The organism is Burkholderia anthina (genome assembly GCF_001547525.1).
Lineage (GTDB): Bacteria > Pseudomonadota > Gammaproteobacteria > Burkholderiales > Burkholderiaceae > Burkholderia > Burkholderia semiarida.
The window spans coordinates 248,094-270,540 of the sequence record NZ_CM003769.1 but is presented as its reverse complement, the minus strand read 5'-3'; the positions used below and the strand labels follow the sequence as shown (position 1 = coordinate 270,540).

General features: G+C 68.5%; 22 protein-coding genes. 16 read left to right on the top strand and 6 right to left on the bottom strand.

The genetic code is table 11. The features are described 5' to 3' along the window. Positions 1-45 precede the first annotated feature (45 nt). The 15 genes from WS64_RS17435 (at position 46) to WS64_RS17365 (ending at position 13,036) form a co-directional block, all read left to right on the top strand. Positions 46-237 carry a Flp family type IVb pilin gene (locus WS64_RS17435; RefSeq protein ID WP_059637726.1) on the top strand — a complete coding sequence of 64 codons (192 nt, stop codon included), beginning with the start codon at positions 46-48 and terminating at the stop codon, positions 235-237. A 149-nt stretch (positions 238-386) separates the two neighbouring features. Next, the gene (locus WS64_RS17430; RefSeq protein ID WP_059577621.1) at positions 387-578 is read left to right on the top strand and encodes a Flp family type IVb pilin; all 192 of its coding nucleotides are present in this window, start codon (positions 387-389) and stop codon (positions 576-578) included. An 82-nt stretch (positions 579-660) separates the two neighbouring features. After that, complete coding sequence (locus WS64_RS17425) at positions 661-879, top strand: Flp family type IVb pilin (RefSeq protein ID WP_059637724.1); 219 nt, start codon at positions 661-663, stop codon at positions 877-879. A gap of 28 nt (positions 880-907) precedes the next feature. Continuing rightward, positions 908-1,447 (top strand): A24 family peptidase, encoded by a 540-nt coding sequence (locus WS64_RS17420; protein ID WP_060967118.1) that lies wholly within the window; start codon positions 908-910, stop codon positions 1,445-1,447. Between the two features lie 43 nt (positions 1,448-1,490). After that, complete coding sequence (locus WS64_RS17415) at positions 1,491-2,891, top strand: hypothetical protein (RefSeq protein ID WP_060967117.1); 1,401 nt, start codon at positions 1,491-1,493, stop codon at positions 2,889-2,891. 35 nt (positions 2,892-2,926) lie between these two features. Then, positions 2,927-3,766 (top strand): Flp pilus assembly protein CpaB, encoded by an 840-nt coding sequence (cpaB, locus tag WS64_RS17410; protein WP_059577632.1) that lies wholly within the window; start codon positions 2,927-2,929, stop codon positions 3,764-3,766. 104 nt (positions 3,767-3,870) lie between these two features. Further along, positions 3,871-5,799, top strand: coding sequence for a type II and III secretion system protein family protein (locus tag WS64_RS17405; RefSeq protein ID WP_060967116.1), 1,929 nt, complete (start codon positions 3,871-3,873; stop codon positions 5,797-5,799). 20 nt (positions 5,800-5,819) lie between these two features. Next, positions 5,820-6,116, top strand: coding sequence for a hypothetical protein (locus WS64_RS17400; protein ID WP_059577636.1), 297 nt, complete (start codon positions 5,820-5,822; stop codon positions 6,114-6,116). Between the two features lie 25 nt (positions 6,117-6,141). Continuing rightward, a complete protein-coding gene (locus WS64_RS17395; protein WP_060967115.1) occupies positions 6,142-7,413 on the top strand; it encodes a pilus assembly protein TadG-related protein in 1,272 nt (423 codons plus the stop codon). A gap of 13 nt (positions 7,414-7,426) precedes the next feature. Further along, on the top strand, positions 7,427-7,960 hold the full coding sequence (locus tag WS64_RS17390) for a TadE/TadG family type IV pilus assembly protein (protein ID WP_060010534.1): 534 nt from the start codon (positions 7,427-7,429) through the stop codon (positions 7,958-7,960). Further along, positions 7,957-8,400, top strand: a complete 444-nt coding sequence (locus tag WS64_RS17385) for a TadE/TadG family type IV pilus assembly protein (RefSeq protein WP_059637711.1) — start codon at positions 7,957-7,959, stop codon at positions 8,398-8,400. Before WS64_RS17390 ends, WS64_RS17385 begins: the two co-directional genes overlap by 4 nt. Before the next feature lie 22 nt (positions 8,401-8,422). After that, a complete protein-coding gene (locus WS64_RS17380) occupies positions 8,423-9,631 on the top strand; it encodes an AAA family ATPase (protein ID WP_060967114.1) in 1,209 nt (402 codons plus the stop codon). 18 nt (positions 9,632-9,649) lie between these two features. Next, entirely contained in the window at positions 9,650-11,017 is a 1,368-nt protein-coding gene (locus WS64_RS17375) for a CpaF family protein (RefSeq protein WP_059577652.1), read from the top strand. Between the two features lie 32 nt (positions 11,018-11,049). Beyond that, positions 11,050-12,027, top strand: a complete 978-nt coding sequence (locus WS64_RS17370; protein ID WP_060967113.1) for a type II secretion system F family protein — start codon at positions 11,050-11,052, stop codon at positions 12,025-12,027. 34 nt (positions 12,028-12,061) lie between these two features. Continuing rightward, positions 12,062-13,036 carry a type II secretion system F family protein gene (locus tag WS64_RS17365; RefSeq protein ID WP_059577657.1) on the top strand — a complete coding sequence of 325 codons (975 nt, stop codon included), beginning with the start codon at positions 12,062-12,064 and terminating at the stop codon, positions 13,034-13,036. Between the two features lie 267 nt (positions 13,037-13,303). On the opposite strand, the gene WS64_RS17360 is transcribed toward WS64_RS17365, so the two are convergent. The 5 genes from WS64_RS17360 to WS64_RS17340 form a co-directional block, all read right to left on the bottom strand. Further along, a complete protein-coding gene (locus WS64_RS17360; RefSeq protein ID WP_060967477.1) occupies positions 13,304-14,260 on the bottom strand; it encodes a SphA family protein in 957 nt (318 codons plus the stop codon). 36 nt (positions 14,261-14,296) lie between these two features. Then, positions 14,297-14,824, bottom strand: a complete 528-nt coding sequence (locus tag WS64_RS17355; protein WP_060967112.1) for a flavin reductase family protein — start codon at positions 14,822-14,824, stop codon at positions 14,297-14,299. 5 nt (positions 14,825-14,829) lie between these two features. Continuing rightward, complete coding sequence (locus tag WS64_RS17350; protein WP_060967111.1) at positions 14,830-16,068, bottom strand: styrene monooxygenase/indole monooxygenase family protein; 1,239 nt, start codon at positions 16,066-16,068, stop codon at positions 14,830-14,832. Between the two features lie 64 nt (positions 16,069-16,132). Further along, positions 16,133-16,921 (bottom strand): SDR family oxidoreductase, encoded by a 789-nt coding sequence (locus WS64_RS17345; RefSeq protein WP_059577664.1) that lies wholly within the window; start codon positions 16,919-16,921, stop codon positions 16,133-16,135. A 40-nt stretch (positions 16,922-16,961) separates the two neighbouring features. Then, positions 16,962-18,209 (bottom strand): dienelactone hydrolase family protein, encoded by a 1,248-nt coding sequence (locus WS64_RS17340; RefSeq protein WP_060967476.1) that lies wholly within the window; start codon positions 18,207-18,209, stop codon positions 16,962-16,964. A 351-nt stretch (positions 18,210-18,560) separates the two neighbouring features. Here WS64_RS17340 and WS64_RS17335 point away from each other — a divergent pair, with 351 nt between their 5' ends. Beyond that, positions 18,561-19,586: an AraC family transcriptional regulator gene (locus WS64_RS17335; RefSeq protein ID WP_060967110.1), complete on the top strand. Its 1,026-nt coding sequence runs from the start codon at positions 18,561-18,563 to the stop codon at positions 19,584-19,586. A gap of 364 nt (positions 19,587-19,950) precedes the next feature. Here the strand turns inward: WS64_RS17335 and WS64_RS17330 are convergent, their stop codons facing one another. Next, positions 19,951-22,446, bottom strand: coding sequence for a xanthine dehydrogenase family protein molybdopterin-binding subunit (locus WS64_RS17330; RefSeq protein WP_060967109.1), 2,496 nt, complete (start codon positions 22,444-22,446; stop codon positions 19,951-19,953). Position 22,447: the final 1 nt, after the last annotated feature.

The window sequence follows — 22,447 nt, the reverse complement described above, 5'->3', positions numbered from 1 at the left end:
TGACCGACGAAGGGTATTTCATAGCAGTCCGAAAGGAGAACGCTCATGTCAAGAATCATCGAAAAGATCGCGTGGTTCGCCCAGGATCAGGACGGCGTGACGGCCATTGAATACGGCCTGATCGCCGCGCTGATCGCGATCGGCATCGTCGCCGCGCTGGCGACGGTCGGTACGGATCTGAAGACCGTGTTCAGCACGATCGCCGCGGATCTGGACTCGGCGGTAGCAGGCATCTGATGGACGGTACGGCGAACGGTTCGTCCGAATCGTCCGGATCGTTCGTCGGCGCCACACGGCATCAACGACATTCCTCGACGTATCGATGCACGGTCGTCCGACCAGCCAGTGCGCGAGGGTTTTGAAAGTCACCACGCAAGGAGAACATCATGTCCAAGTTCATTCAACAAGCCGGCCGTTTCATTCGCGACGAAGACGGCGTGACCGCCATCGAATACGGCCTGATCGCCGCACTGATCGCAGTCGGCATCATCCTCGCGCTGTCGACCATCGGGAAGGATCTGAAGACCGTGTTCAGCACGATCGCGGCCGACCTCGATTCGGCGGTTGCAGGCATCTGATGGAGCGTGCCGTGGACGGCTCGGCTGGTGCAGCGTTCGAGCCGTCCCCGGCGATTCCGTCAACCGGACACCGGAGACCATCATGAAAGCCATCGTGCGTGTCGCCCGTCGCTGGATCGCCGACGAACGAGGTGTGACGTCGATCGAGTATGCGTTGCTCGCGTCGATGTTCGCCATCGCGGTACTGGGCAGCGTCGTCACGCTGAAGGGTTCGCTCGGCGATGCGTACGAGATGATCGCCGCGGCCGTGACGGCTGCCGTGAGCACCGCCGTCACCACCGCGCTGGCGATGGCTTCCTGATCCACCGATTCGACCCGCGAGGTTCGCCATGTTTCCCGTTGCGCCGCCTTACCCGGTTCCGTTGTGCGTGACGCTGCTCGCGATCGCCGCGGCCAGCACCGACATCGAGACCCGTCGCATTCCGAACCGTCTCGTGCTGCTCGGCCTGGCCGGCGCGCTGGTTGCGCAGTGCCTGTTGCACGGCGTGCCCGCGGGCGTGCTCGGCTGGCTCGCCGGCGCCGCGACCGGCTTCGGCCTGCTGCTGCCGTTCTACCTGCTGCGCGGGATGGCGGCGGGCGACGTGAAGCTGATGCTGGCGATCGGCGCATGGGTCGGCGCGGAAATGACGTTTTACATCGTGCTGGCCACGTTCCTGGCCGGCGGGATCGGCGCCGTCGTCTACGCGCTGCTGCGCGGGCGGATGCGCCGGATGTGGGCGAACGTGCGCGCGCTGATCGTGCGGCGCTCGCAAGCGGCGCGCGCCGAGGCCGCCGACGGCCCGGTCGAGATCGCGTCGGTCGGCACGCTGCCGTACGGCGTGGCGATCGCGGCCGGCACGCTGGGCATGCTGTTCGCGTCGTGCGCATAGCGCGGCGGATCTGCAACGAGGACGCAACGAGGACGCAACGATCATGAACACGAACCACACCGAACCGAGACGCGACGCGCAGGTGGCACGCCTGCCCGATCCGCTGCCGTCGCGGGAGGTCCACACGAAGCTGGGCGCGCAACTGCCGCCGGCGCCGCGCTCGCTCGCGGAAACCGGGTTGAGCATGGCGTTCGTCGCCGGCCTCGTGCTGAAGTCGACGCTGGTGCTCGGCCGCCCGTCGTACGGCGACCTGGTCGAGCGGCACTGCCTGCCGCTCGCGGTGCTCGACGACGTCTTTGCATTCTTGGTGCGCGAGCATCTCGTCGAGCTGACCCATCGCGGCGCGACCGATCTCGACGTGACGTTCCGCCTGACCGATGCGGGCCGCGTGCTCGCGCTCGAGGAGCGGGAACGCAGCGGCTACAGCGGCCCCGCGCCGGTGACGCTCGACGCGTATCTCGCGAGCGTGGCCGCGCATTCGGTGCGCAAGCTGCACATCGGGCAGAGCGACGTGTGGGCCGCGTTCGAAGGCGTCGTGATCGACACGGCGGTGCTCGATGCGGCGGCCGCCGCGCTGAATGCGGGCCGGCCGCTGCTGATCTACGGCCCGGCCGGCAGCGGCAAGACCTTTCTCGCCGAGCGGCTCGGCTCGCTGATGCACGGCCGCGTGCCGGTGCCGCACGCGATCTGCGCGGCGGGCGAAGTGATCCAGGTCTACGACCCGCTCGTGCACGTCGATGCGCAAGCCGCGTGCGGCGGCCAGTCGGTCGATCGGCGCTGGCGTCTGTGCCAGCGCCCGGTCGTGATGTCGGGCGGCGAGCTGACGCTCGACGAGCTCGATCTGCGTCGCGACGAAGCGGCCGGCTTCTACCAGGCGCCGCCGCACATGAAGGCGAACATGGGCATGTACGTCGTCGACGACCTCGGCCGCCAGCGCGTCGAGCCGCGCGACCTGCTCAACCGCTGGCTGCGTCCGCTCGATCGCGGCGTCGATTTCATGACGCTCGAATCCGGCAACCGCTTCGTGATGCCGTTCGACGTATGGCCGGTGTTCTCGAGCAACCTCGCGCCGGAGCAGTTCTGCGACGACGCGTTCATGCGCCGCCTCGGCTCGAAGCTGCACGTCGGTGCGATGTCGATCGACGACTACCGCGCGGTATACGACGCGGCCTGCGCGACACTCGGGCTCGTCTCGGCGAGCGATGCCTTCGATTTCCTGCTGCATCGGTTGCATCTGCCGACCGGCAAGGCGTTTCTCGCGTGCTTTCCGGCGGACCTGCTGCGCCTCGTGGCCGCCGGCGCGCGTTACCGCGGCGATCCGCCCGAGGTGACGCACGACGCGCTGTACGACGCGTGGGCGAGTTATTTCGGCGCGGCGCCCGAACGGGACGGCGGCCATCCGCCGCCCATCGAGCGCGGAGGCCGTACGTTCGTTACCGGTTGAGCGGTTTCTTTCACGATTCGTCGAGGAGCATTGCCATGAAAAACAGTCGAGCGGTCATGATGCTGGTCGTCGCGATGATCGCGGGTCTTGCCGCGGTCGTATTCGCCTCCCACTGGCTGATGCAGACATCCACGAGCTCGGTCACGTCCGTCGCGGTGGCCACCACCGACCTCAACCTGGGCGAGCCGCTCGGGCCGAACCAGATCCACATGGTGAGCTGGCCGTCGGGCAGCGTGCCCACCGGCGCGTTCACCGATACGAAGGCGCTCGAAGGGCGCGTCGTGCGCACCAGCCTCGCGCGCGGCGAGCCGGTGATCGAGTCGAAGCTCGCGCCGGTCGGCACGAAGGGCGGGCTGTCCGCGGTGATCGCCGACGGCAGCCGCGCGATCACGGTGCGCGTGAACGACGTGGTCGGCGTTGCGGGCTTCGCGCTGCCCGGCAACTACGTCGACGTGATCGTCAACACGCAGGAACAGCAAGGCAAGACCGACGGGCAGAGCATCTCGAAGATCGTGCTCGAGCACATCCTCGTGCTCGCCGTCGCGCAGCAGGTCAGCCGCGACGACACGGCGCCGAAGGTGGTCAACGCGGTGACGCTGGAAGTCACGCCCGACCAGGCCGAACGGCTCGACCTCGCGCGCAGCGTCGGCACGCTGTCGCTCGTGCTGCGCAACCAGGTCGACCAGAAGACGCTGGCCACCGGCGGCGCGACGAAGATGACGCTGCTCGGCAAGGCGCCCGCACCGGAAGCGCCGCCGGCGCCCGTCCATGCGCGGCCGGTGCGCGTGCACGTCGCGTCGCATGCGGCGCCGGAAGTCCGGCGCGACTGCGTCGGCGTGCTGTCGGGCGTGAAGGGCAGCGTCGAATGTTTCTGAAGCAGATCGAACCAGCCAGATAAACAAACCGGCCGCCGGCAACGCGCGGCGGCCTTGGAAGTCGATAACCGGCACGGCGCCGGTCTCTCGGGGGATCAGACGAAATGAAGATCAAACCGCAACGCACAGGTACCGGCCCACTGCGCACACGCGTCGCACGGGGCACGATGATGGCCGCGATCCTCTGTTCGGGATGGCTGACCGTATATGGCGCACTCGCCCAGGAAGGCATCGAATCGGCGGTGCTGACCAAGGGCGGCGCCAGCGCGCCGGCCGCGGTCGGCAAGGGGCCGATGCAGATGACGATCAGCATGTCGCCGGCGCCGGCCGCCGCGCCCGCCGCATCGGCGGGGCCGCTGCGCGGGCCGAACTGCGTCGGCGCCGTGCGCGAATCGACCAGCGTCGCGGTGCCGCTCGGCAAGTCGCTGCTGGTGCCGATGCCGGAGCCGGTCCGCAACCGGACGATCGGCAATCCGGCCGTCGCGCAGGCGACGATGGTGTCGCCGCAGACGCTGTACATCCTCGGGCTCGCGGTCGGCACGACCAACATGATCGTGCAGGGCAGGAGCGGTGCGTGCCGCGTGATCGACGTCGCGGTCGGCGCGGACGCCGGCGGCCTGCAGGCGTCGCTGCTGCAACTGATGCCGAACGAGCGCGACATTCACGTGTCGACCGCGGCCGGCACGATCGTGCTCGCCGGCACCGTGTCGAGCTCGCAGGCCGCGCAGCAGGCCGTGCAGATCGCCCATGCGTACGGCGACAGCGCGGGCGAAGGCGCGGGCGGCGGCAAGCAGGGCGGCGGCGTGCTCAACATGCTGAACGTCACGTCGCCGCAGCAGGTGATGCTCGAGGTGAAGGTGGCCGAGGTGTCGAAGACGCTGATCAACCAGATGGGCAGCGCGTTCAACATCCAGGGCGGCTTCGGTTCGTGGAGCGGCGCGCTGGTCAGCAACCTGCTTGCCGGTGTCACGAGCGGCGCCATCTTCAACAAGGCGAACAACAAGCCGTTCAGCATCGCGGCCGACGCGCAGAACACCGACAACCTCGTGAAGATCCTCGCGGAGCCGAACCTCGTGACGATCAGCGGCCAGGAAGCGACGTTCCTCGCGGGCGGCAAGATCTTCATCCCGATCCCGCAGAGCAGCGGCAACGGCACGTCGTCGATCACGCTGCAGGAAGAGGAATTCGGCGTCGCGCTGAAGTTCACGCCGACGGTGCTGGCCAACGGCCGGATCAGCCTGAAGGTCGCGCCGGAAGTGTCGGAGCTGTCGCAGACGGGCGTCACGCTGAGCGCGACCAACATCGGCGGCACGTCGATCCTGCCGCTGATCACGACGCGGCGCGCATCGACGACGGTGCAGATGAGCGACGGCGAATCGTTCGCGATCGGCGGGCTGATCAAGGACAACGCGACCGGCGCGCTGAAGGCGATCCCCGGCGTCGGCGAAGTGCCGGTGCTCGGCGCGCTGTTTCGCAGCACGTCGTTCCAGCAGGACCGCACCGAGCTGATCTTCCTGATCACGCCGCACCTGGTGAAGCCGCTGCAGACCGCCGACGTCGCGCTGCCGACCGACAGCTTCTCGAAGCCGAACGAAATCGACGTGTATGCGACCGGCAACATGGAAGGCCGCCGCGGCGTGCGCAAGGCAGGCGCCCAGCCGATGCAGCCCGCGAACGACGCAGCCGCCGCGCCGCAGACACCGGCCCAGGCGCCGGCGCCCGCTCCGGCGCCGAAATCGGAAGCCCCGGTCGCGCCGGCCGCGCTGCCCGCGCCGCGCGCGCCGCAAGCCGACGTGCAGCCGCCGGCGCCGGCCGAGCCGCCGAAAGCGGCGCCGGTCGCGGCCGCCGCGCCGCAGCCCGATGCGGCCACCGCGGCGCGTGTCGCGCGCATCGAAGCCGCCGCCGCGCGCCTCGCGGCCGCCGGCCCCGATTCGCCGGCCCAGCCGGCGGTGCGCGCGAAGCACCGGATCGCCGCGGCGCCCAACGCGCAGATTGCGCGCGCCGGCGCGGAACCGCAGTCCACCGATCGTTGAAGCCATCCAAGGGGAAGCTCATGAAATCCGCCTACCTCGTATTCGTGCGCCGCGCGGCGCTCGCCGTCCCGCTCGCGTTCGCGCTTGCCGGCTGCATGTCGTCGACCCCGGTGTGGGACAGCCGCTTCGGCGATTCGGTCCGCACCGTGATGCACGCCCAGATCATCGATCCGCATGCCGGCGAACATCCTTCGTCGGCATCGGGAGTCGACGGCAACGCCGCCGCGGCCGCGCTCGACAACTACGACAAGTCGTTCAAGCAGGCCGTGCCGCCCGCCAACGCGTTCGTGATCGGCATCGGCAAGGCCACGCAGTAACGACACCACGCACAGGGAGAACGCCATGAACCGCGCAGCCCGCTATCCGAAACTCACACGTCGCAGCCTGCATCGCCAGCGCGGTGCCGTCGCGATCATCGTCGGCCTCTCGCTGGCGGTGATGATCGGGTTCGTCGGGCTCGCGCTGGATCTCGGCAAGCTGTACGTCACGCGCAGCGAACTGCAGAACAGCGCCGATGCCTGCGCGCTGTCGGCTGCGCGCGACCTGACCTCGGCGATCAGCCTGTCGGTGGCCGAAGCCGACGGCATCGCCGCCGGCCATCTGAATTTCGTGTTTTTCCAGAAGAAGTCGGTGCAGATGTCGACGAATGCGAACGTCACGTTCAGCGATTCGCTGACCAACCCGTTCCTGACCAAGGACGCGGTCGCGACGCCGGCGAACATCAAGTACGTGCAGTGCACCGCGACGCTGAGCAGCATCGCGCACTGGTTCATCGAGGTGCTGAACGTGCTGCCGGGCACGAAGCTCGCGAATGCGGCGGAAGTGTCGGCGAGCGCGATCGCGACCGTCGGCGGCGGGCAGACGACTTGCGCGATTCCGGTGTTCGTGTGCCGCGGCCCGTCCGACCCGGCCTACAAGGTCGGCGACTGGATTTCGTCGCCGTCGGGGTCGTCGTCGACGTACGGGCCCGGCAACTTCGGCTGGGCGGCGCTCGACGGTTCGACGAACGAGACGACGCTCGCGAGCGAGCTGTCGGGTAATACCTGCAACATCACGAGCCCGCCCGATCTGGCCACCACGGGCATGAAGGCGGCGTCGCAGCGTGCATGGAATACGCGCTTCGGCATCTACACGAACGGCGCGAACGGCTCGAGCGGCCAGCCCGACTTCACCGGCTACGCGTATGTCGGCCCGAACTACGGGCCGCCGGGAACGCCGGGCATCAAGGGTGATGCATACACGCAGTTCGTGGCCGACCGCGCGAGCTTCAAGCCTTACCAGGGCGACGGCGCGCCACCGTCGGGCAGCGGCATCGCCACCAACGGCACGGCGGCGGCGAGCAACTACGCGACCTACGGCAGCGACCGGCGCCTCGCGCTCGCGCCGGAGGGCGACTGCTCGACGCTGTCCGGCAGCAGCGGCAAGGTGCACGTCACGCAATGGGATTGCGTGCTGATGCTCGATCCGCTCCCGTTCAGCGCCGGCAGCGGCGCCGTCGTCGCGCACCTCGAATACCTCGGCTCGTCGGTGTCGGGCAACAACCCGTGCGCGACGCACGGCTTGCCGGGCAGCGGCAGCGCATCGGGCACGCAGGTGCCGATGCTCGTTCAATAGCGGAGAGACGATCATGAAGAAGCCGCCGATTCGTCGTTCGCGCACCCGCGGCGTCGTCGCCGTCGAGTTCGCGCTCGTGCTGATGCCGATGATCATGCTCGCGACGGGCGTGGCCGAATTCGGCCGCGCGATCTACCAGTACGAGACGCTGACCAAGGCCACGCGCGATGCGGCACGCTACCTGTCGGTCTGGCTGCCGACCGACAGCGCGTATCCGGTGTCGCAGGCGCAGTGTCTCGTCGTCTACGGCAGCACGACGTGCGGCACGTCGGGCACCGAGCTCGTGCCGGGGCTCACGACGTCGATGGTCACGATCTGCGACGCACAGCGCACGACCGGCTGCAGCGATGCGTCGGACCCGTCGCAGTTCGCGAACCTGCCCACCTACGATTCGAACAACAACGCGCCAAGCGGCACGGCCACGGGCGCGATCAACGTCGTCGAAGTGAAGATCTCGGGCTACCAGTACCAGCCGATCCCCGCGTTCCCGGGGCTGCCGTCGATCACCTTCGGCAACATCGTCACCGTGATGAGGCAGGTGTCATGAATGCGCGCCATTTCCCGCTGTCACGCCGGCGCACGCAGCGCGGCGTCGCGATCGTCGAATTCGCGCTGATCGCGTCGGTGCTGATCATGCTGCTGATCGGCATCTTCGAGTTCGGCCGCGTGCTGTTCTACTGGAATACTGCGAGCGAGGCCGTGCGCCTCGGCGCGCGCACCGCGGTGGTGTGCGACGTGAACGCCGCGGGCGTCGTGAAGCGCGTGCGGTCGCTGCTGCCGCTGCTGTCGAACGCGAACGTGTCGGTGAACTACACGCCGGCGAGCTGCGACATCAACACGTGCTCGTTCGTGACGGTGAGCGTCACGAACGTCACCGTCAAGACCATGATCCCGTTCATGAACGTCACGGTGAAAATGCCGCCGTTCACGACGACGCTGCCGCGCGAAAGCCTGAATTCCGCGACGGGCGGCTCCGCCTGCAACTAATCGAAAAGACGAGGCACACGACATGATCAACATCCTCGTAGCTTCCGACGATACCGCGCGGCTTTCGCAGATCGCGCGTCTCGTGGCCGACTGCGGACGCTATCGCACGACGCGCGCCACCGGCCGTCCGTCGCAGATCGAGCACCGCACCGACGGGCTCGACGCGTTCGACATCCTGCTGATCGACGGCACGTCGCTCGAGCCGTCCGAGCTGTCGGCGATCGAGCGCATCTGCCGCGCGCATGCGAGCCTGACCTGCATCCTCGTGACGGCCGACGCATCGCCGCACGTGCTGCTCGATGCGATGCGGGCGGGCGCGCGCGACGTGCTGCAGTGGCCGCTCGATCCGCAGGCGCTCGGCAACGCACTCGGCCGGGCGGCCGCGCAAAGCACGCCGCGCGATACCGACGACACGCGCATCGTGTCGTTCATGTCGTGCAAGGGCGGGGCCGGCACGAGCTTCGCCGCCGGCAACGTCGCGTTCGAGATCGCCGAGGGCTTCAAGCGCCGCGTGCTGCTGATCGACCTGAACCAGCAGTTCGCCGACGCGGCGTTCCTCGTCAGCGACGAAGCGCCGCCGTCGACGCTGCCGCAGCTGTGCGCGCAGATCGAGCGGCTCGACAGCGCGTTTCTCGACGCGAGCGTCGCGCACGTGACGGACAACTTCCACGTGCTCGCGGGCGCGGGCGACCCGGTCAAGGCTGCCGAGATGCGCGAGGACGCGCTCGAATGGATACTCGGCGTCGCCGCGCCGCGCTACGACTTCGTGATCTTCGACGTCGGCGTCGCCATCAACCCGCTGTCGATGGTCGCGCTCGATCGCAGCGACCAGATCCAGATCGTGCTGCAGCCCGCGATGCCGCACGTGCGCGCCGGCCGCCGGCTGCTGGAGATTCTCGTGTCGCTCGGCTACTCGACCGACCAGATGCGGCTGATCGTGAACCGCACGACGCGCGCGAGCGAGCGCACCCGCACCGCGCTCGAGGAAGTGCTCGGCCTGCACGCGGCCTGCACGATTCCCGACGACGCCGACACCGTGCTCGAAGCGATCAACCAGGGCCATCCGGTGTCGCGGCTCGCGCGCGGCTCGGCGGTCGCGCGTGCGTTGCAGGGCTGCGCGAAGCAACTCGTCGACGGCGGAGTGCGCGCGGGACGCGGCGCGACGCACAGCGAACCGTTGATGTCCCGGCTGTTCGGCCGCAAGGCCACGCCGAAGCTCAAGTCGATGTAATTCTTTCGGGGAACCATCATGTCATTGCGCGAACAGATGTCGTTGCACCGGGCCCAGCCGCTGGCGGCGGGCAGCGAGCCGGCCGGCCCGGCGCATTCGTCGGTGCGCGACGCATACCAGAAGCTGCGCCGCGAAATTCACCTGGCCGTGCTCGAGCGCGTGGAGCTCGAGCGCCTGTCGCGGCTGCATCAGGATCAGGTCCGCATGGAGATCGGCTCGCTGATCGCGCGCATCCTCGACGAGGAGCGGATGCCGGCGAACGACATCGAGCGGCGCCAGCTCGCGATCGACGTGTACGACGAGATGTTCGGCTTCGGCCCGCTCGAGGCGCTGCTGCGCGACCCCGGCATCTCCGACATCCTCGTGAACACCTATCGGCAGGTCTACGTCGAGCGCTGCGGGCAGCTCGAACTGACCGACGTGACGTTCTACGACGACGCGCACCTGATGAAGGTGATCGAGAAGATCGTGTCGCGCGTGGGGCGCCGCATCGACGAATCGAGCCCGATGGTCGATGCGCGGCTGCCGGACGGCTCGCGCGTGAACGCGATCATCCCGCCGTCCGCGATCGACGGGCCGCTGATGTCGATCCGGCGTTTCGCGGTCAACCCGCTGAAGATGGACGACCTGGTGCGCTTCCACAGCCTGACGCCGCCGATGGCCGAACTGCTCGACGCGCTGTCGCGCGCGAAGGTGAACGTGCTGGTGTCGGGCGGCACGGGCAGCGGCAAGACGACGCTGCTCAACATCCTGTCCGGCTTCATTCCGCGCAACGAGCGGATCGTGACGATCGAGGACGCGGCCGAGCTGCAACTGCAGCAGCCGCACGTGCTGCGGCTCGAAACGCGCCCGCCGAACATCGAGGGCAAGGGCGAGATCACGCAGCGCACGCTGGTGCGCAACGCGCTGCGGATGCGCCCGGACCGGATCATCCTCGGCGAAGTGCGCGGCGCCGAAGCGCTCGACATGCTCAACGCGATGAACACGGGCCACGAAGGCTCGCTCGCGACGATCCACGCGAACACGCCGCGCGACGCGCTGACGCGGCTCGAGAACATGGTCAGCGTGTCGGGCCTGACGCTGCCGCCGAAGACGATGCGCCAGCAGATCGCGTCGGCGATCTCGGTGGTCGTTCAGGCGGCGCGGCTGACCGACGGCAAGCGCAAGATCGTCAGCATCCAGGAGCTGACCGGGATGGAAGGCGACATCATCAACATGCAGGAGATCTTCACGTTCAAGCGCACGGGCGTGGACCGCGACGGCTCGGTGCGCGGCCACTTCTGCGCGACCGGCGTGCGGCCGAAGTTCGTCGAGCGGCTGCAGGCGTTCGGCATCAACCTGCCGGATTCGCTGTACGACCCGTCCGTGCGTTACGAGACGGACTGACGACAGGCGCCGTGTGCTGCCGGGGAGGCCTCATGAATGCGATCTTTTACGGTTTTGTGATTCTTACCTTCGTCGCGGTCGTGCTGTCGATCGAAGGCATCTATCAATGGTGGAACGCGCGGCACGGCACCGCCGCGCGCCGGATCGAATCGCGCATTCGCGCGATGTCGGCCGGCGGCAACGTCCAGCAGGAGCGGCTGTCGATCCTGAAGAAGCGGATGCTCGACGAGTCGAAATCGTTCGACCGGCTGCTGCTGCGCGTGCCGCGCGTGCACGCGCTCGATCTCGTGATCCAGCAGTCGGGCCTCGACTGGACGCTGCCGAAGCTGATCACGCTCGGCGCGACGTTCGCGGCGTTCGCGTGGTTCGCGGCGAGTTTCGCGCGCTTGCCGCAACTGGCCGCGGTGCCGATCGCGCTCGTCGCCGGCTGGATGCCGATGGCGTACGTGCTGCGCTGCCGCGCACGACGGATGCGCAAGCTCGAGCGGCAGTTGCCGGACATCTGCGACATGATCGCGCGCGCGCTGCGCTCCGGTCATTCGTTCACGAGCACGCTCGGGATGGTCGGCGACGAGTTTTCCGAGCCGATGGGCGGCGAGTTCCGCGTCACGTTCGACGAGGTCAACTACGGCGTGTCGCTGCACGACGCGCTGATGAACCTCGCGACGCGCGTGCCGGTGCAGGACTTGCGCTACTTCGTGATCGCGGTGCTGATCCAGCGCGAGACGGGCGGCAACCTGGCCGAGCTGCTCGACAGCATCGCCGGGCTGATCCGCGAGCGCTTCAAGCTGTTCGACAAGGTGCGCGTGCTGTCGGCGGAAGGGCGGCTGTCGGCGTGGATTCTCGGGCTCTTGCCGTTCGGCACCGCGGCGGTGATGGCGCTGCTGAACCGCGAATTCCTGTCCGTGCTCTGGGAGGATCCCGCGGGCATCCGGATGGTCGGCACGATGCTGGTGTCGATGCTGTTCGGCCTGTTCTGGATCCGCCGAATCGTGCGCATTCGCGTCTGACGCGCGCCGAATAACGAACCGTTGCGAGGTTGTCATGCAAAACCTGAGCGTGGTCCAGGCCGTGATGCTGGGCGGCTTGTTCATCTTCGTGGCCGGCGGCGTGCTCGTCGCGATGCTGCTGTTCGCGCCGCGCAGCATCCAGCGCCGGATCGAGCAGGCCGGCGGAGCCGGGGCGGGCGCCGTCGCCGGCCCGGGCGACGGCGACGACATGGCGTCGCGCTGGGTCGCGAAGCTGGTCGAGCTGTCCACCCCGATCTCGAAGCTGTCGGTGCCGAAGGAAGGCTGGGAGAGTTCGCCGCTGCGCATCCGGCTGATGAATGCCGGCTGGCGCAACCAGAGCGCGGCCGCATTGTATTTCACCGCGAAGACGGTGCTCGCGCTCGGCCTGCCGTGCGCGGCGCTGCTGGCGCTGATCACGACGTCGCTCGGCGACGAGCGCGCGCTGCTGTCGCTGATCCTCGTCGCGCTCGCCGGCATCGGTTACTACATCCCGAACGTTGTGCTGTCGCAGCGGGTCAAGGTGCGCCAGCAGAAGATCTTCGAGGATTTCCCGGACGCGCTCGACCTGCTGACGGTGTGCGTCGAAGCGGGGCTCGGGCTCGACGCGGCGCTGATGAAGGTGAGCGAGGAACTGCGGTTTCGCAGCGAGGTGGTCGCGAGCGAACTCGATCTGCTGCTGCTCGAGATGCGCTCCGGCTTCACGAAGGAAACGGCGCTGCGCAATCTCGCGCTGCGCACCGGCGTGGAGGACATCGAATCGTTCTGCGCGATGCTGATCCAGGCCGACCGGTTCGGCACGAGCATCAGCGAATCGCTGCGCGTGCTGTCGGACATGCTGCGCACGCGGCGCCGGATGCGCGCGGAGGAACGCGCGGCGAAGATCGCGCTGAAGCTGCTGTTCCCGCTGATCTTCTGCATTTTCCCCGCGCTGATGGTGGTGCTGCTCGGCCCGGCGATGATTCACGTGTATCGCGTGCTGCTGCCCACGTTCGTCGGCATCGCGCAATGAGCGATGCACGGATGCGGCTGCGTTCGCATCGATAAAGGCTACGTGTGCCGGCCTCCGGTCCAATCGGCGGCCGGCACCGCGACAGGCTTCATGGAGGCTCCCTCCCCAGGCGGCGCCGCGAGACAGATCGACCATAGCGGCGACAATGCATCCTGGACCCATGGTCGATCATGGAACAAGCCGTAGTCCACCGCCTTCACGGCTGCCCCCTACTGCTAACCGTTTGAAGCGGCGTGCGCCGGATCGGGGCGGCCGGCGCGCGGTGCGTCACTGAAAATGATGCACGTAGCGCAGTACCATCCGCGTCCCCTGGGGCCGGTCGCGCGCATACGTCTCGAAGTACGCGTTGAACAGCAGGTGATCGTGCGGCGAGAAGCTGACCATCGCCCCCGGCCCGATCGCGAATACCGCTTCCCGCGTGCCCGGCACGTCCTGCCCGTTGGCCTTCATGTCGGTGGTCTGGCGCAACCAGTAGCCGTTGAGGCCCAGCCGCAGGCCGGGCCGCACTTCGTACTCGGTCGCGAAGTTCACGTGGATCGCCTGGCCGGCCTGCGTCGATGTCACGTCCGGGCCGAGTGCCGTGGCCGGCCGATGGTTGGTCGCGTTCCACAGATAGTGCAGCCGCCACGATACGGTCCATTTCGGCGTGAGCCACAGCGTCGCCGCCCAGTACGGATCGAACGACCAGAAATGGCTGCCCGGATTGATCGCGCGCGACGGATCGTACGCGCCGGTCGGCACGATGAACTGGAATTCGACGCGCTGCGCGAAGCGCGGGCCCTGCGCGCCCATCACCGGGTCGAACTGGACGAACGGGCCGATCAGCAGATCGCCGAAGCCGGCGCGCGCATTCAGCGCGACGTTGCCGATGCCGTCGTCGGTCCGCGCGGACGCGATCCACGGCAGGATCACGTCGAGGCCCGGATGCATGCCGGCGAACGTCAGCGGCGACTGATAGACGAGCTGGCTCAAGCCCGCGAACAGGTCGATGTCCTGCTTCGGCACCCCGACCTTGTTGCCCGCATTGTCGTTGACGCGGCCGGCCGTGTTGTACTGCAGGTACTGCGTGCCGTACCAGCCGGCGCCGGCCGGCGGCATGCCGTCGAGGAAACTGGTCATGCCGAGGTTGACCGCCGGCAGGTCGGCCGCATGGGCCGGCGCGTGGCCGGCGAGACCGACGAGCGCGAAGCCTGCGGCGACGAGCAGGCGAGAGCCGAATTTCATGTTCACCACCTCCTGGATATTATTTGTATGTACTAATCAAAGCGCGCGTGAAAGATCGGGGTGATCGGCGATCGCGCGATACTGGCCGGCATGGAACACGAGCGGTGCCTTGCCGAACGCGTCGAACTGCTCGATCTCGCCGATGAAGAGCAAATGATCGCCGCCTTCGTAGTGGCCGACGTTGCGGCACACGAAGCGCGCGCTCGCGCCGTCGAGGCAGGGCACGCCGCCGCTTTCCGACTCCGCGTGCGGCACGCCGTCGAACTTGTCGGCGCTGGGCGTCGCGAAGCGGCGCGACAGGTCGATCTGGTCGTGCGCGAGGATGTTGATCGCGAAATGGGTCGCCGCGACGAAATCCGGGCGGCTCGGCGCGACCTTGCGCAGGCTCCACAGCACGAGCGGCGGATCGAGCGACAGCGACGAGAACGAATTCGCGGTGAGCCCCACCTTGCGCCCGTCGGCCGCGCACGTGGTGATCACGGTGACGCCGGTCGGGAACTGTCCGAACGCGGCGCGCAACTGCATCGGGTCGAGGGCCGGACGGTCGGTAACGGTCGTTTCCATGACGGTTACTCCGCTCGCACGCTGTGTTGCCGGATCAGCGCCGCGCACGCCGACGGCTCGAACCACCACGGCGAGAACCGACGCGGATCGTCGAAGCCGTCGACGATCACCTTGGCAAGCGACGGCGACTGGCCGGCCGCGCCGAGCAGTTCGAGGGTGTGCGGCGGCGGCGGGGTGAGCAGCGAGTTGGTCCAGCGCACGACATGCTGCGCATAGGCCCAGTAGCTTTCGAACGTCTGCTGCATCCAGTCTTCGCCGAACGGCGCGGCGTCGCGCGCGACGATCGCCGCGAAATACGCGTTCGCGCATTTCGCGGCGTTGTTCGAGCCCTGGCCGGTGATCGGATCATTGACCACCACCGCGTCGGCCATCCCGAACACGGTGCGGCCCGACGGCAGCCGGAAGAACGGCTTGCGTACCGTCGGCGCGAAGCGCCCCGCCAGCGTGCCGTTCGGATCGGTGAGCTCGACGTCGCGGCAGCGCTCGAATTCCCACGGTACGTACTGCTGCAGGAACGACAGGCTCCGGTCCAGATGCTGCTCGGGCGTCTTCACGTCGGCCCAGCAGTCGAGCGGGCCGCCAGGGATGCCTTCGAACACCATGATTTCGCACGGGCCGGTGGTGGTCAGCGCGGGAAACACGAAGTACTCGCCGATGCCCGGCAGCAGGTTGAAGCGCACGCGCGAATACGGCTCGCTCGGCGTCATCCCTTTCACGTAGGTGAGCGCCAGCGCGCGCTGGGGGCGGTCGAACGGGCTGCGCGCATCGTCGCGGCCGAGCAGGGTGACGATGTCGCCCTTGCCCGCCGCGAGCAGCACGAGGTCGTGGCTGCGCGCGAGTTCCTCGAGTTCGGGCACGCCGATGTCGCCGATCCGCACGTCCGCGCCGCGGCGGCGGACGCCGTCGAGCCAGTCGGCCATCTTCACGCGCTGGTCGACCGACTGCGCGTAGCGGGTCAGCCGCGACGACCAGTCGATCACCTTGCGGCCGTTGCCGTCCGGGTGCGGCACCGCGATGCCGATGCCTTCGACGGACGGACACGCTTCCTCCCACGTATTCAGGCCGAGATCGCGCTCGATCTGCAACGACGTGTGGAACATGCACTGGCTCGACATGACCTTGCCCGAGCGGATCTGCTCCGCGTCGCGGTTGGTCGCGAGCGTGACGTGGTAACCCTGGTCGAGCAGGGCGAAGGCGAGTTGCAGGCCGGACTGGCCGGCGCCGACGATAGCGATGCGTCTCATGGGAGTGTCCTTGGTTGGCCGTGTGGCGGCCGGAATGATTGCGTGAAGGGGCGGCGCGAAGCGGTCACTCCGCGAGCCGCGGAATCGCCGGCACCGCCTGTTCGGGGCCCATCGCGGCATAGCCGCCGTCCACCGCGTAGTCGGCGCCCGTCACGAAGCTCGCGGCGTCGCTGCACAGGAACGTGACGACCTGCGCGACTTCCGACGGATCGCCGACGCGGCCGAGCAGGTGGAACGGCGCGGCGACGCGATCGGTCTTCGCGCGGTCGCCGTGCGTCAGCTCGTCCATCACGCGCGACCAGGTCCAGCCCGGCGACACCGAGTTGACGCGAATGCGATCGGGCGCGAGATCCATCGCCATGCTGCGCGTGAGCTGTCGGATCGCGGCCTTGGAGGTCGGATACAGCCAGCGGCCGGTCTGCGCGCACTGCGCGGAGATCGAGCTGAAGTTGACGATCGCGCCGCCGCCGCGCCGGGCCATGTGCGGATGCACGGCCTTCGCGAGCATCGCCGCCGACACGACGTTGACGTCCATCGCCGCGAGCCAGTCGTTGCGGGTCGCGTGGATGCCGTTGTCGACGTAGCTGCACGCGAGGTTGACGAGCACGTCGATCGCGCCGAACCGTTCGACGATCGTCGCGATCGCACGCTCGATCGCGCGGTCGTCGGTGATGTCGAGCGCGAGGAACAGTGCCCGTTCGCCGAGCGATGCGGCAACGCGTGCGCCGTTGTCCGCATCGAGATCGAGGATCGCGACGCTCGCACCGGCGCGGCTCAGGTCCTGCGCGACCGCGGCGCCGATCAACGTGGCGCCGCCGGTGACGAGCGCGACTTTGCCAGCAAGGGCATTCATGGGGTGTCTCCGGGAATCGTGGGGTGAGGGTGGGGCCGCGTCAGCGCGCCTCCGTCGACGGCGCGCTGTCGTGCCAGCGGCGCATCAGGCCGTTGGACGGCACGGTTTCGTCGAGCAGCTTGCGGGCCGTGTCGACGCCCGCGACCGGCAGGCCGGACGGGTCGAGCAGGCCGATCTGCACGAGCACGCTCGCCTGATCCCAGTAGATGTGCTCGTGATAGAGCTTGTCGCCGCGAAACTTGACGATCGCGACGAGCGGAATCTCGACGCGCTTGCCGGTCGGCGCGACGCCCGGCAGCATCCAGTCGATCTCGGTGGTGTGCGTGAAGCGGAACAGCAGCTCGTCGACGATCTGGCTCGCGCCGATCGTGCGCGAGATCGGCGTGATCGTCGTGTCGGGCGGGTTCGCATGCACGAAGTGATGCGTGTAGAAGCGCTTGAGTTCGTCGTGGCCGACGCCGCCCGTCAGCGTCGGAATATGGTTGACGTACGGCTCGGCGACCATCGTGGCCATCGTCGCGTCGACGTTGCGCGTGTCGAACTCGTGCTTCAGGTGCGTTTCCCACAGCGCGGACAGGTCGTAGTGCGGGCCGAGCGCGGCGCGGAACGCGGCGATCGCGCGCTGGTGAGCCATGACCGCGGCGGCCTTGTCGAAATGATCGCCGCCGGCGCGGGCGAACGCGTGATCGACGCCGGGGTAGACGTACACTTCGACGCCGTCGCGGCCCGACAGCGCATCCGCGATGCGCTGCTGCGCGTCGGGCGGGCAGAAGCGGTCCTGCGCGGCGATCTGCAATACGAGCCGCCCGCGCAGGTGCGCCGCTTCGTCCAGCGCATGCTCGATGCCCACGCCGTAGTAACTGACCGCCGCGGCCACGCCCGGCAGCCGGCACGCGGCGAGATAGGCGAGCTTGCCGCCGAGGCAGTAGCCGAGCACGCCGGCCTCGCCCGTGCATTCCGGCCGCTGGCGGAGCGTGTCCAGCGCGGCGCCGATGTCGTCCACGCCCTTGTTTTCGTCGAATTCGCGATAAAGGGCCATCGCGCGTTCGAAATCGGCCGCCGCGTAACCGAGCTCGATCCCCAGCGACTGGCGCCAGAACAGGTCCGGCACGAGCACGGTATAGCCTTCCTCGGCGTAGTAATCGGCCACGTCGCGCATCGTCGCGTTCGCGCCGAAAATTTCGTGACAGAGCACGATGCCCGGCCCGGTTCCGCCGGCCGGCGTGCTCAGGTACGCGCGGAACGCGCCGCCGTCCCGCGATGGAACCTCGATGTGACGTCCGTTCATGTGTCCCTCCATGCTGTGAGTTTCGGTGACGGGCCCAGTATTGGCGGACGAAATGCGCGCTTCTATCCGCTTTCTTCGGCCGTTATCCGCGAATTCCGGAAACCTGCGACAGCGGCCGCGGCGGGCCGGCGGGCCTCGGCCGACCGCGGGTATGTGCGGATGCGGACAGCCCGCACAGTTTTCTACGATGCGCGAACGGTCCGCTTCTTGCGTGGCTTGGGCTGAACTTGCGTGTTTCGCGGGACGGACTGTCCGGATACTGCGAGCGCTGTCCGGATCGTGCGACGGATTCCCCGAGATCGGGAATGCGTGCACGGCGCGAGTGCGATCGAGCACGACGGGAGAACTTCGATGGCGCAATTTTCCGAAACCGGCTGGCTGGCCGACGCCGCCTGTTTCAATCACGACACGCTGCTGCTGGAGTCGAACGACGTCGACGAGGTGCGCGCGCGCGTCGCCGACGTGTTCAAGCCGCACCGGCTCACGCCGACCGGCGAATCGCGCGCGCTGCACAGCTGCATGCACCATGCGCGCTGGGGCAACCTGTCGTTGAATCTGCTCGATTACGGCGCCGGCGTCAGCATCGAGCCGGGGCCGCTCGAACATTTCTTCCTGCTGCAGATTCCGCTGCGCGGCCACGCCGAGATCGAATGCGGCGCGACGCGCTTCGTGTCGTCGCCGGGCACCGCGTCGCTGCTTTCACCGACGCTGCCGCTGAAGATGCGCTGGGGCGATGCGTGCCCGCAGGTCATCCTGCGCATCGAGCGCGAAGTGATGGAGCGCCACGCGCAGCGGCATTTCGGCGACGACCGGCGCGCGAGCGTCGAATTCGAACCGGAATTCGACCTGTCGTCACCGCAGGGTACCTGTCTCGCGCAATTGCTGCCGGTGCTCGCCGGCGCGATCGCGACGGACGCGCATCCGCTGCGTCATCCGCTCGCGTTCGAGCAGCTCGAATCGACGCTGCTCAACCTGCTGCTGCATGGCCACCCGAACAGCGCGCGCAACGGCACGCGACACGTGCCGACGGCGCTTGCGCCGTTCTACGTGCGGCGCGTGGAAGAATACATTCGCTCGCATCTCGACGAGCCGCTGACGATCGAACGGCTCGCCGAACTCGCGGGCGTCAGCCCGAGCACGCTGTTCGCCGGCTTTCGCCATCGCCACGGGATCACGCCGATGGGCTTCGTGCGACAGTTGCGGCTGCAACATGTGCGCGAGGAACTGCTGGCCGGCGACGCGCCGGGGCTCGCGTCGGTCACCGACGTCGCGCTGAAATGGGGCTTCGCGCACCTCGGGCGGTTCGCGATCGAGTACAAGCGGGCGTTCGGCGAATCGCCGTCGGCGACGCTCAGGATGCGGCGCGGGCGGAGTTGAACGCAACGGCGGGAACGATGCCCCGCCGCCCCGCCGGTCGGTGCGGCGGCTGGTCCGGAGGCGCGTGCCGCGCCGCCTAGGGCGTGTTCACGCTAATAACGGGCTTGCGAACGTGCCTTTCCGCCCGCAGTGCAAGGAGTAAGGAGCGCCGTTTGGCCGTGCCAAACAAGCGACGCACGACGCCGCAATGTGGGCGGAAAGGCACGTTCCCCTGTCTGAAAAATGCATTCGTGGGGCTGGCCCCCAGAAGGGCCGATCGCTGCGTCATGCTCCTCGCGAATACGTCGAGTATTCGCTTCGTCGCAATCCTCGCGCTCGGCCCTTCTGGGGGCCAGCGCAAGCCCGTTATTAGCGTGAACACGCCCTAGGTCACCGTTCCTTTCTTCAGTTCGTCGATGCACGGGATGCCCGCGCGCCGTTTCGGCCGCAGGAATTTCGGCACCGTGCTCGCCTGGCCGACGCCTGCGTGGCTTTGATCGGTCCTCGGCTTCGACGCGACCGGCTTGGCCTTGCGCGGCATCCGGCAGCCGCCGGCCGGCAGGTCGCCGTATGGGTCCTCGTCGACGGCGGCCGCAGGGGCCGCCGGCATCGCGGGGGTGGCCGATGCGACCCGCATCGGCGCGAACGGTAACGCATGCAGCCGCTCGCCCGTCAGCACGAACGCACCGTTGGCCACCGCCGGCGCGATCGGCGGCACGCCGGCGTCGCTCAACCCGGTCGGCCGTGCGTCCGACGGCACGAAGAAGACATCGACCGGCGGCGCTTCCTGCATGCGCACGGGCGGATAGTCGGCGAAACCGGCGTTGCGGACGGCGCCATGGTCGACGTCGATCGCAAAGCCCGGCTTCGTCGTGGAGAGGCCGAACAGCGCGCCGCCCTGAATCTGCGCTTGCGCGCCGGTCGGGTTGACGATGCGGCCCGCATACACGCCGGCCGTCACGCGATGCACGCGCGGCTGCTGCGCTTCGATCGACACGTCCGTGACGTATGCGACGACCGAACCGGCCGTTTCGTGCATCGCGACGCCCCACGCGTGCCCGGCCGGCAGCGTGCGCGTGCCGTAGCCGGACTTGTCGACGGCCAGCGCGAGCGCCTGGCGATGGGGCGCGTGCTCGGGGCCGGCCAGCCGCGCCATCCGGTAGGCGACCGGGTCCTGCCGCGCCGCGTGCGCGAGTTCGTCGACCAGCGTTTCCATCACGAACGCCGTATGCGTATGGCCGCCCGAACGCCATGATTGGACCGGCACGTCGGCGTCGGTCTGATGGACCGATACCTGCATCGGGAAGCCGTACGGGTTGTTCGCGACGCCTTCGGTCAGGCCGGGATCGGTGCCATGCTCGAGCATCGTCGTGCGCTCGAGCGGCGAGCCCTTCAGCACCGACTGGCCGACGACGACGTGCTGCCAGTCGCGCACGGCGCCGCTGCCGTCCACGCCGATGTCGACGCGATGCAGCACCATCGGGCGGTAGTAGCCGCCGCGCAAATCGTCCTCGCGCGTCCAGATCGTCTTGACCGGGCCGAGATAGCCGGCCGCGAGATACGCGGCGGACACGCGGGCGGCTTCGACCACGTAGTCCGACGTGGGGGTCGAGCGCCGGCCGTAGTCGCCGCCCGACGTCATCGTGAAGATCTGGACTTTCTCCGGCGCGACGCCGAGCGCTTTCGCGACCGCGGCGCGATCGGCCGTTTGCAGCGACGAGCCGCCCCAGATCTTGATCCCGCACGCGCAGTTCGCCGGCCCGACGTCGACCGTGCAGCTGAGCGGCTCCATCGCCGCGTGGGCGAGATACGGAAATTCGTAATCCTTCACGATTCGCGTGGCCGCCGGCGGCGCGCCGCCGGCGTCGGCCGTGCGCACCAGGGTTCCCGGCGTGCCGGCGAGCTGTTTGTACGCCTGCATCTGTTCGGCGGACGTGACGGTCGAGCCGGCGTCCTTCCACGTGATCTTCAGCGCATCGCGGCCGAGCTTGGCCGGCCAGTAGCCGTTCGCGATGACGGCCACGCCGGTGCCGCCGCGATCGGTCGGGATCTCGACGACCGCGACCACGCCCTTGACGGCCCGGGCCGCCGCCGCGTCGTAGCTCGCGACCTGCCCGCCGAAGCGCGGCGGGCGCGCGACCAGGGCCACCTTCATGTCCGGCAGGCGCCAGTCCATCCCGTACTTGAGCGTGCCGTCGAGCATCGGGCGTGCGTCGATGCGCGGTGTCGGCTTGCCGATGAGGCGGAACTGGTCCGGCGACTTCAACGGCACCCGCCGCGGTACCGGCATCGCCATCGCGGCGGGCGCGAGCTCGCCATAGGTCGCGCGGTAGCTGCCGGACGTGACGACGCCATTCGCGGTCCGGCACGTGGCCGGATCGACGTTCCAGCGTTGCGCGGCCGCGGCGACGAGCATCGCGCGGGCGGATGCGCCGAGTTCGCGATATTGCGTGAACGAGTGATTGACCGACGTCGAGCCGGCCGTCATCTGAATGCCCGTTACAGGGTCCTTGTACGGCTCGCCAGCGGGCGCGAGCACGGTGCGCACGTTGCGCCAGTCGGCATCGAGTTCGTCGGCCAGCGCCATCGGCAGCGCGGTGCTGACGCCCTGGCCGGACTCGGTGCGGTTGACGGCAACGGTCACGGTGTTGTCCGGCGCGATGATCAGGAATGCTTGAGGTGGTGAAAACTGCGGGGCTTTGCCCGCTTCGGCCGTGGCCCGGGTCGGCGCGATGCCCAGCGCCAGGCAGCCGCTTGCCGCCATCGTGAGCTTCAGGAAGCCGCGCCGGCCGAGTTTCGGAGAACCTGTTCCGGCGGCCGGCGAAGCGTCGGAGTGGGGGGTGTCGGTGCTCGCCGGGCGCCCGGCAGTGCGAGTACGCATG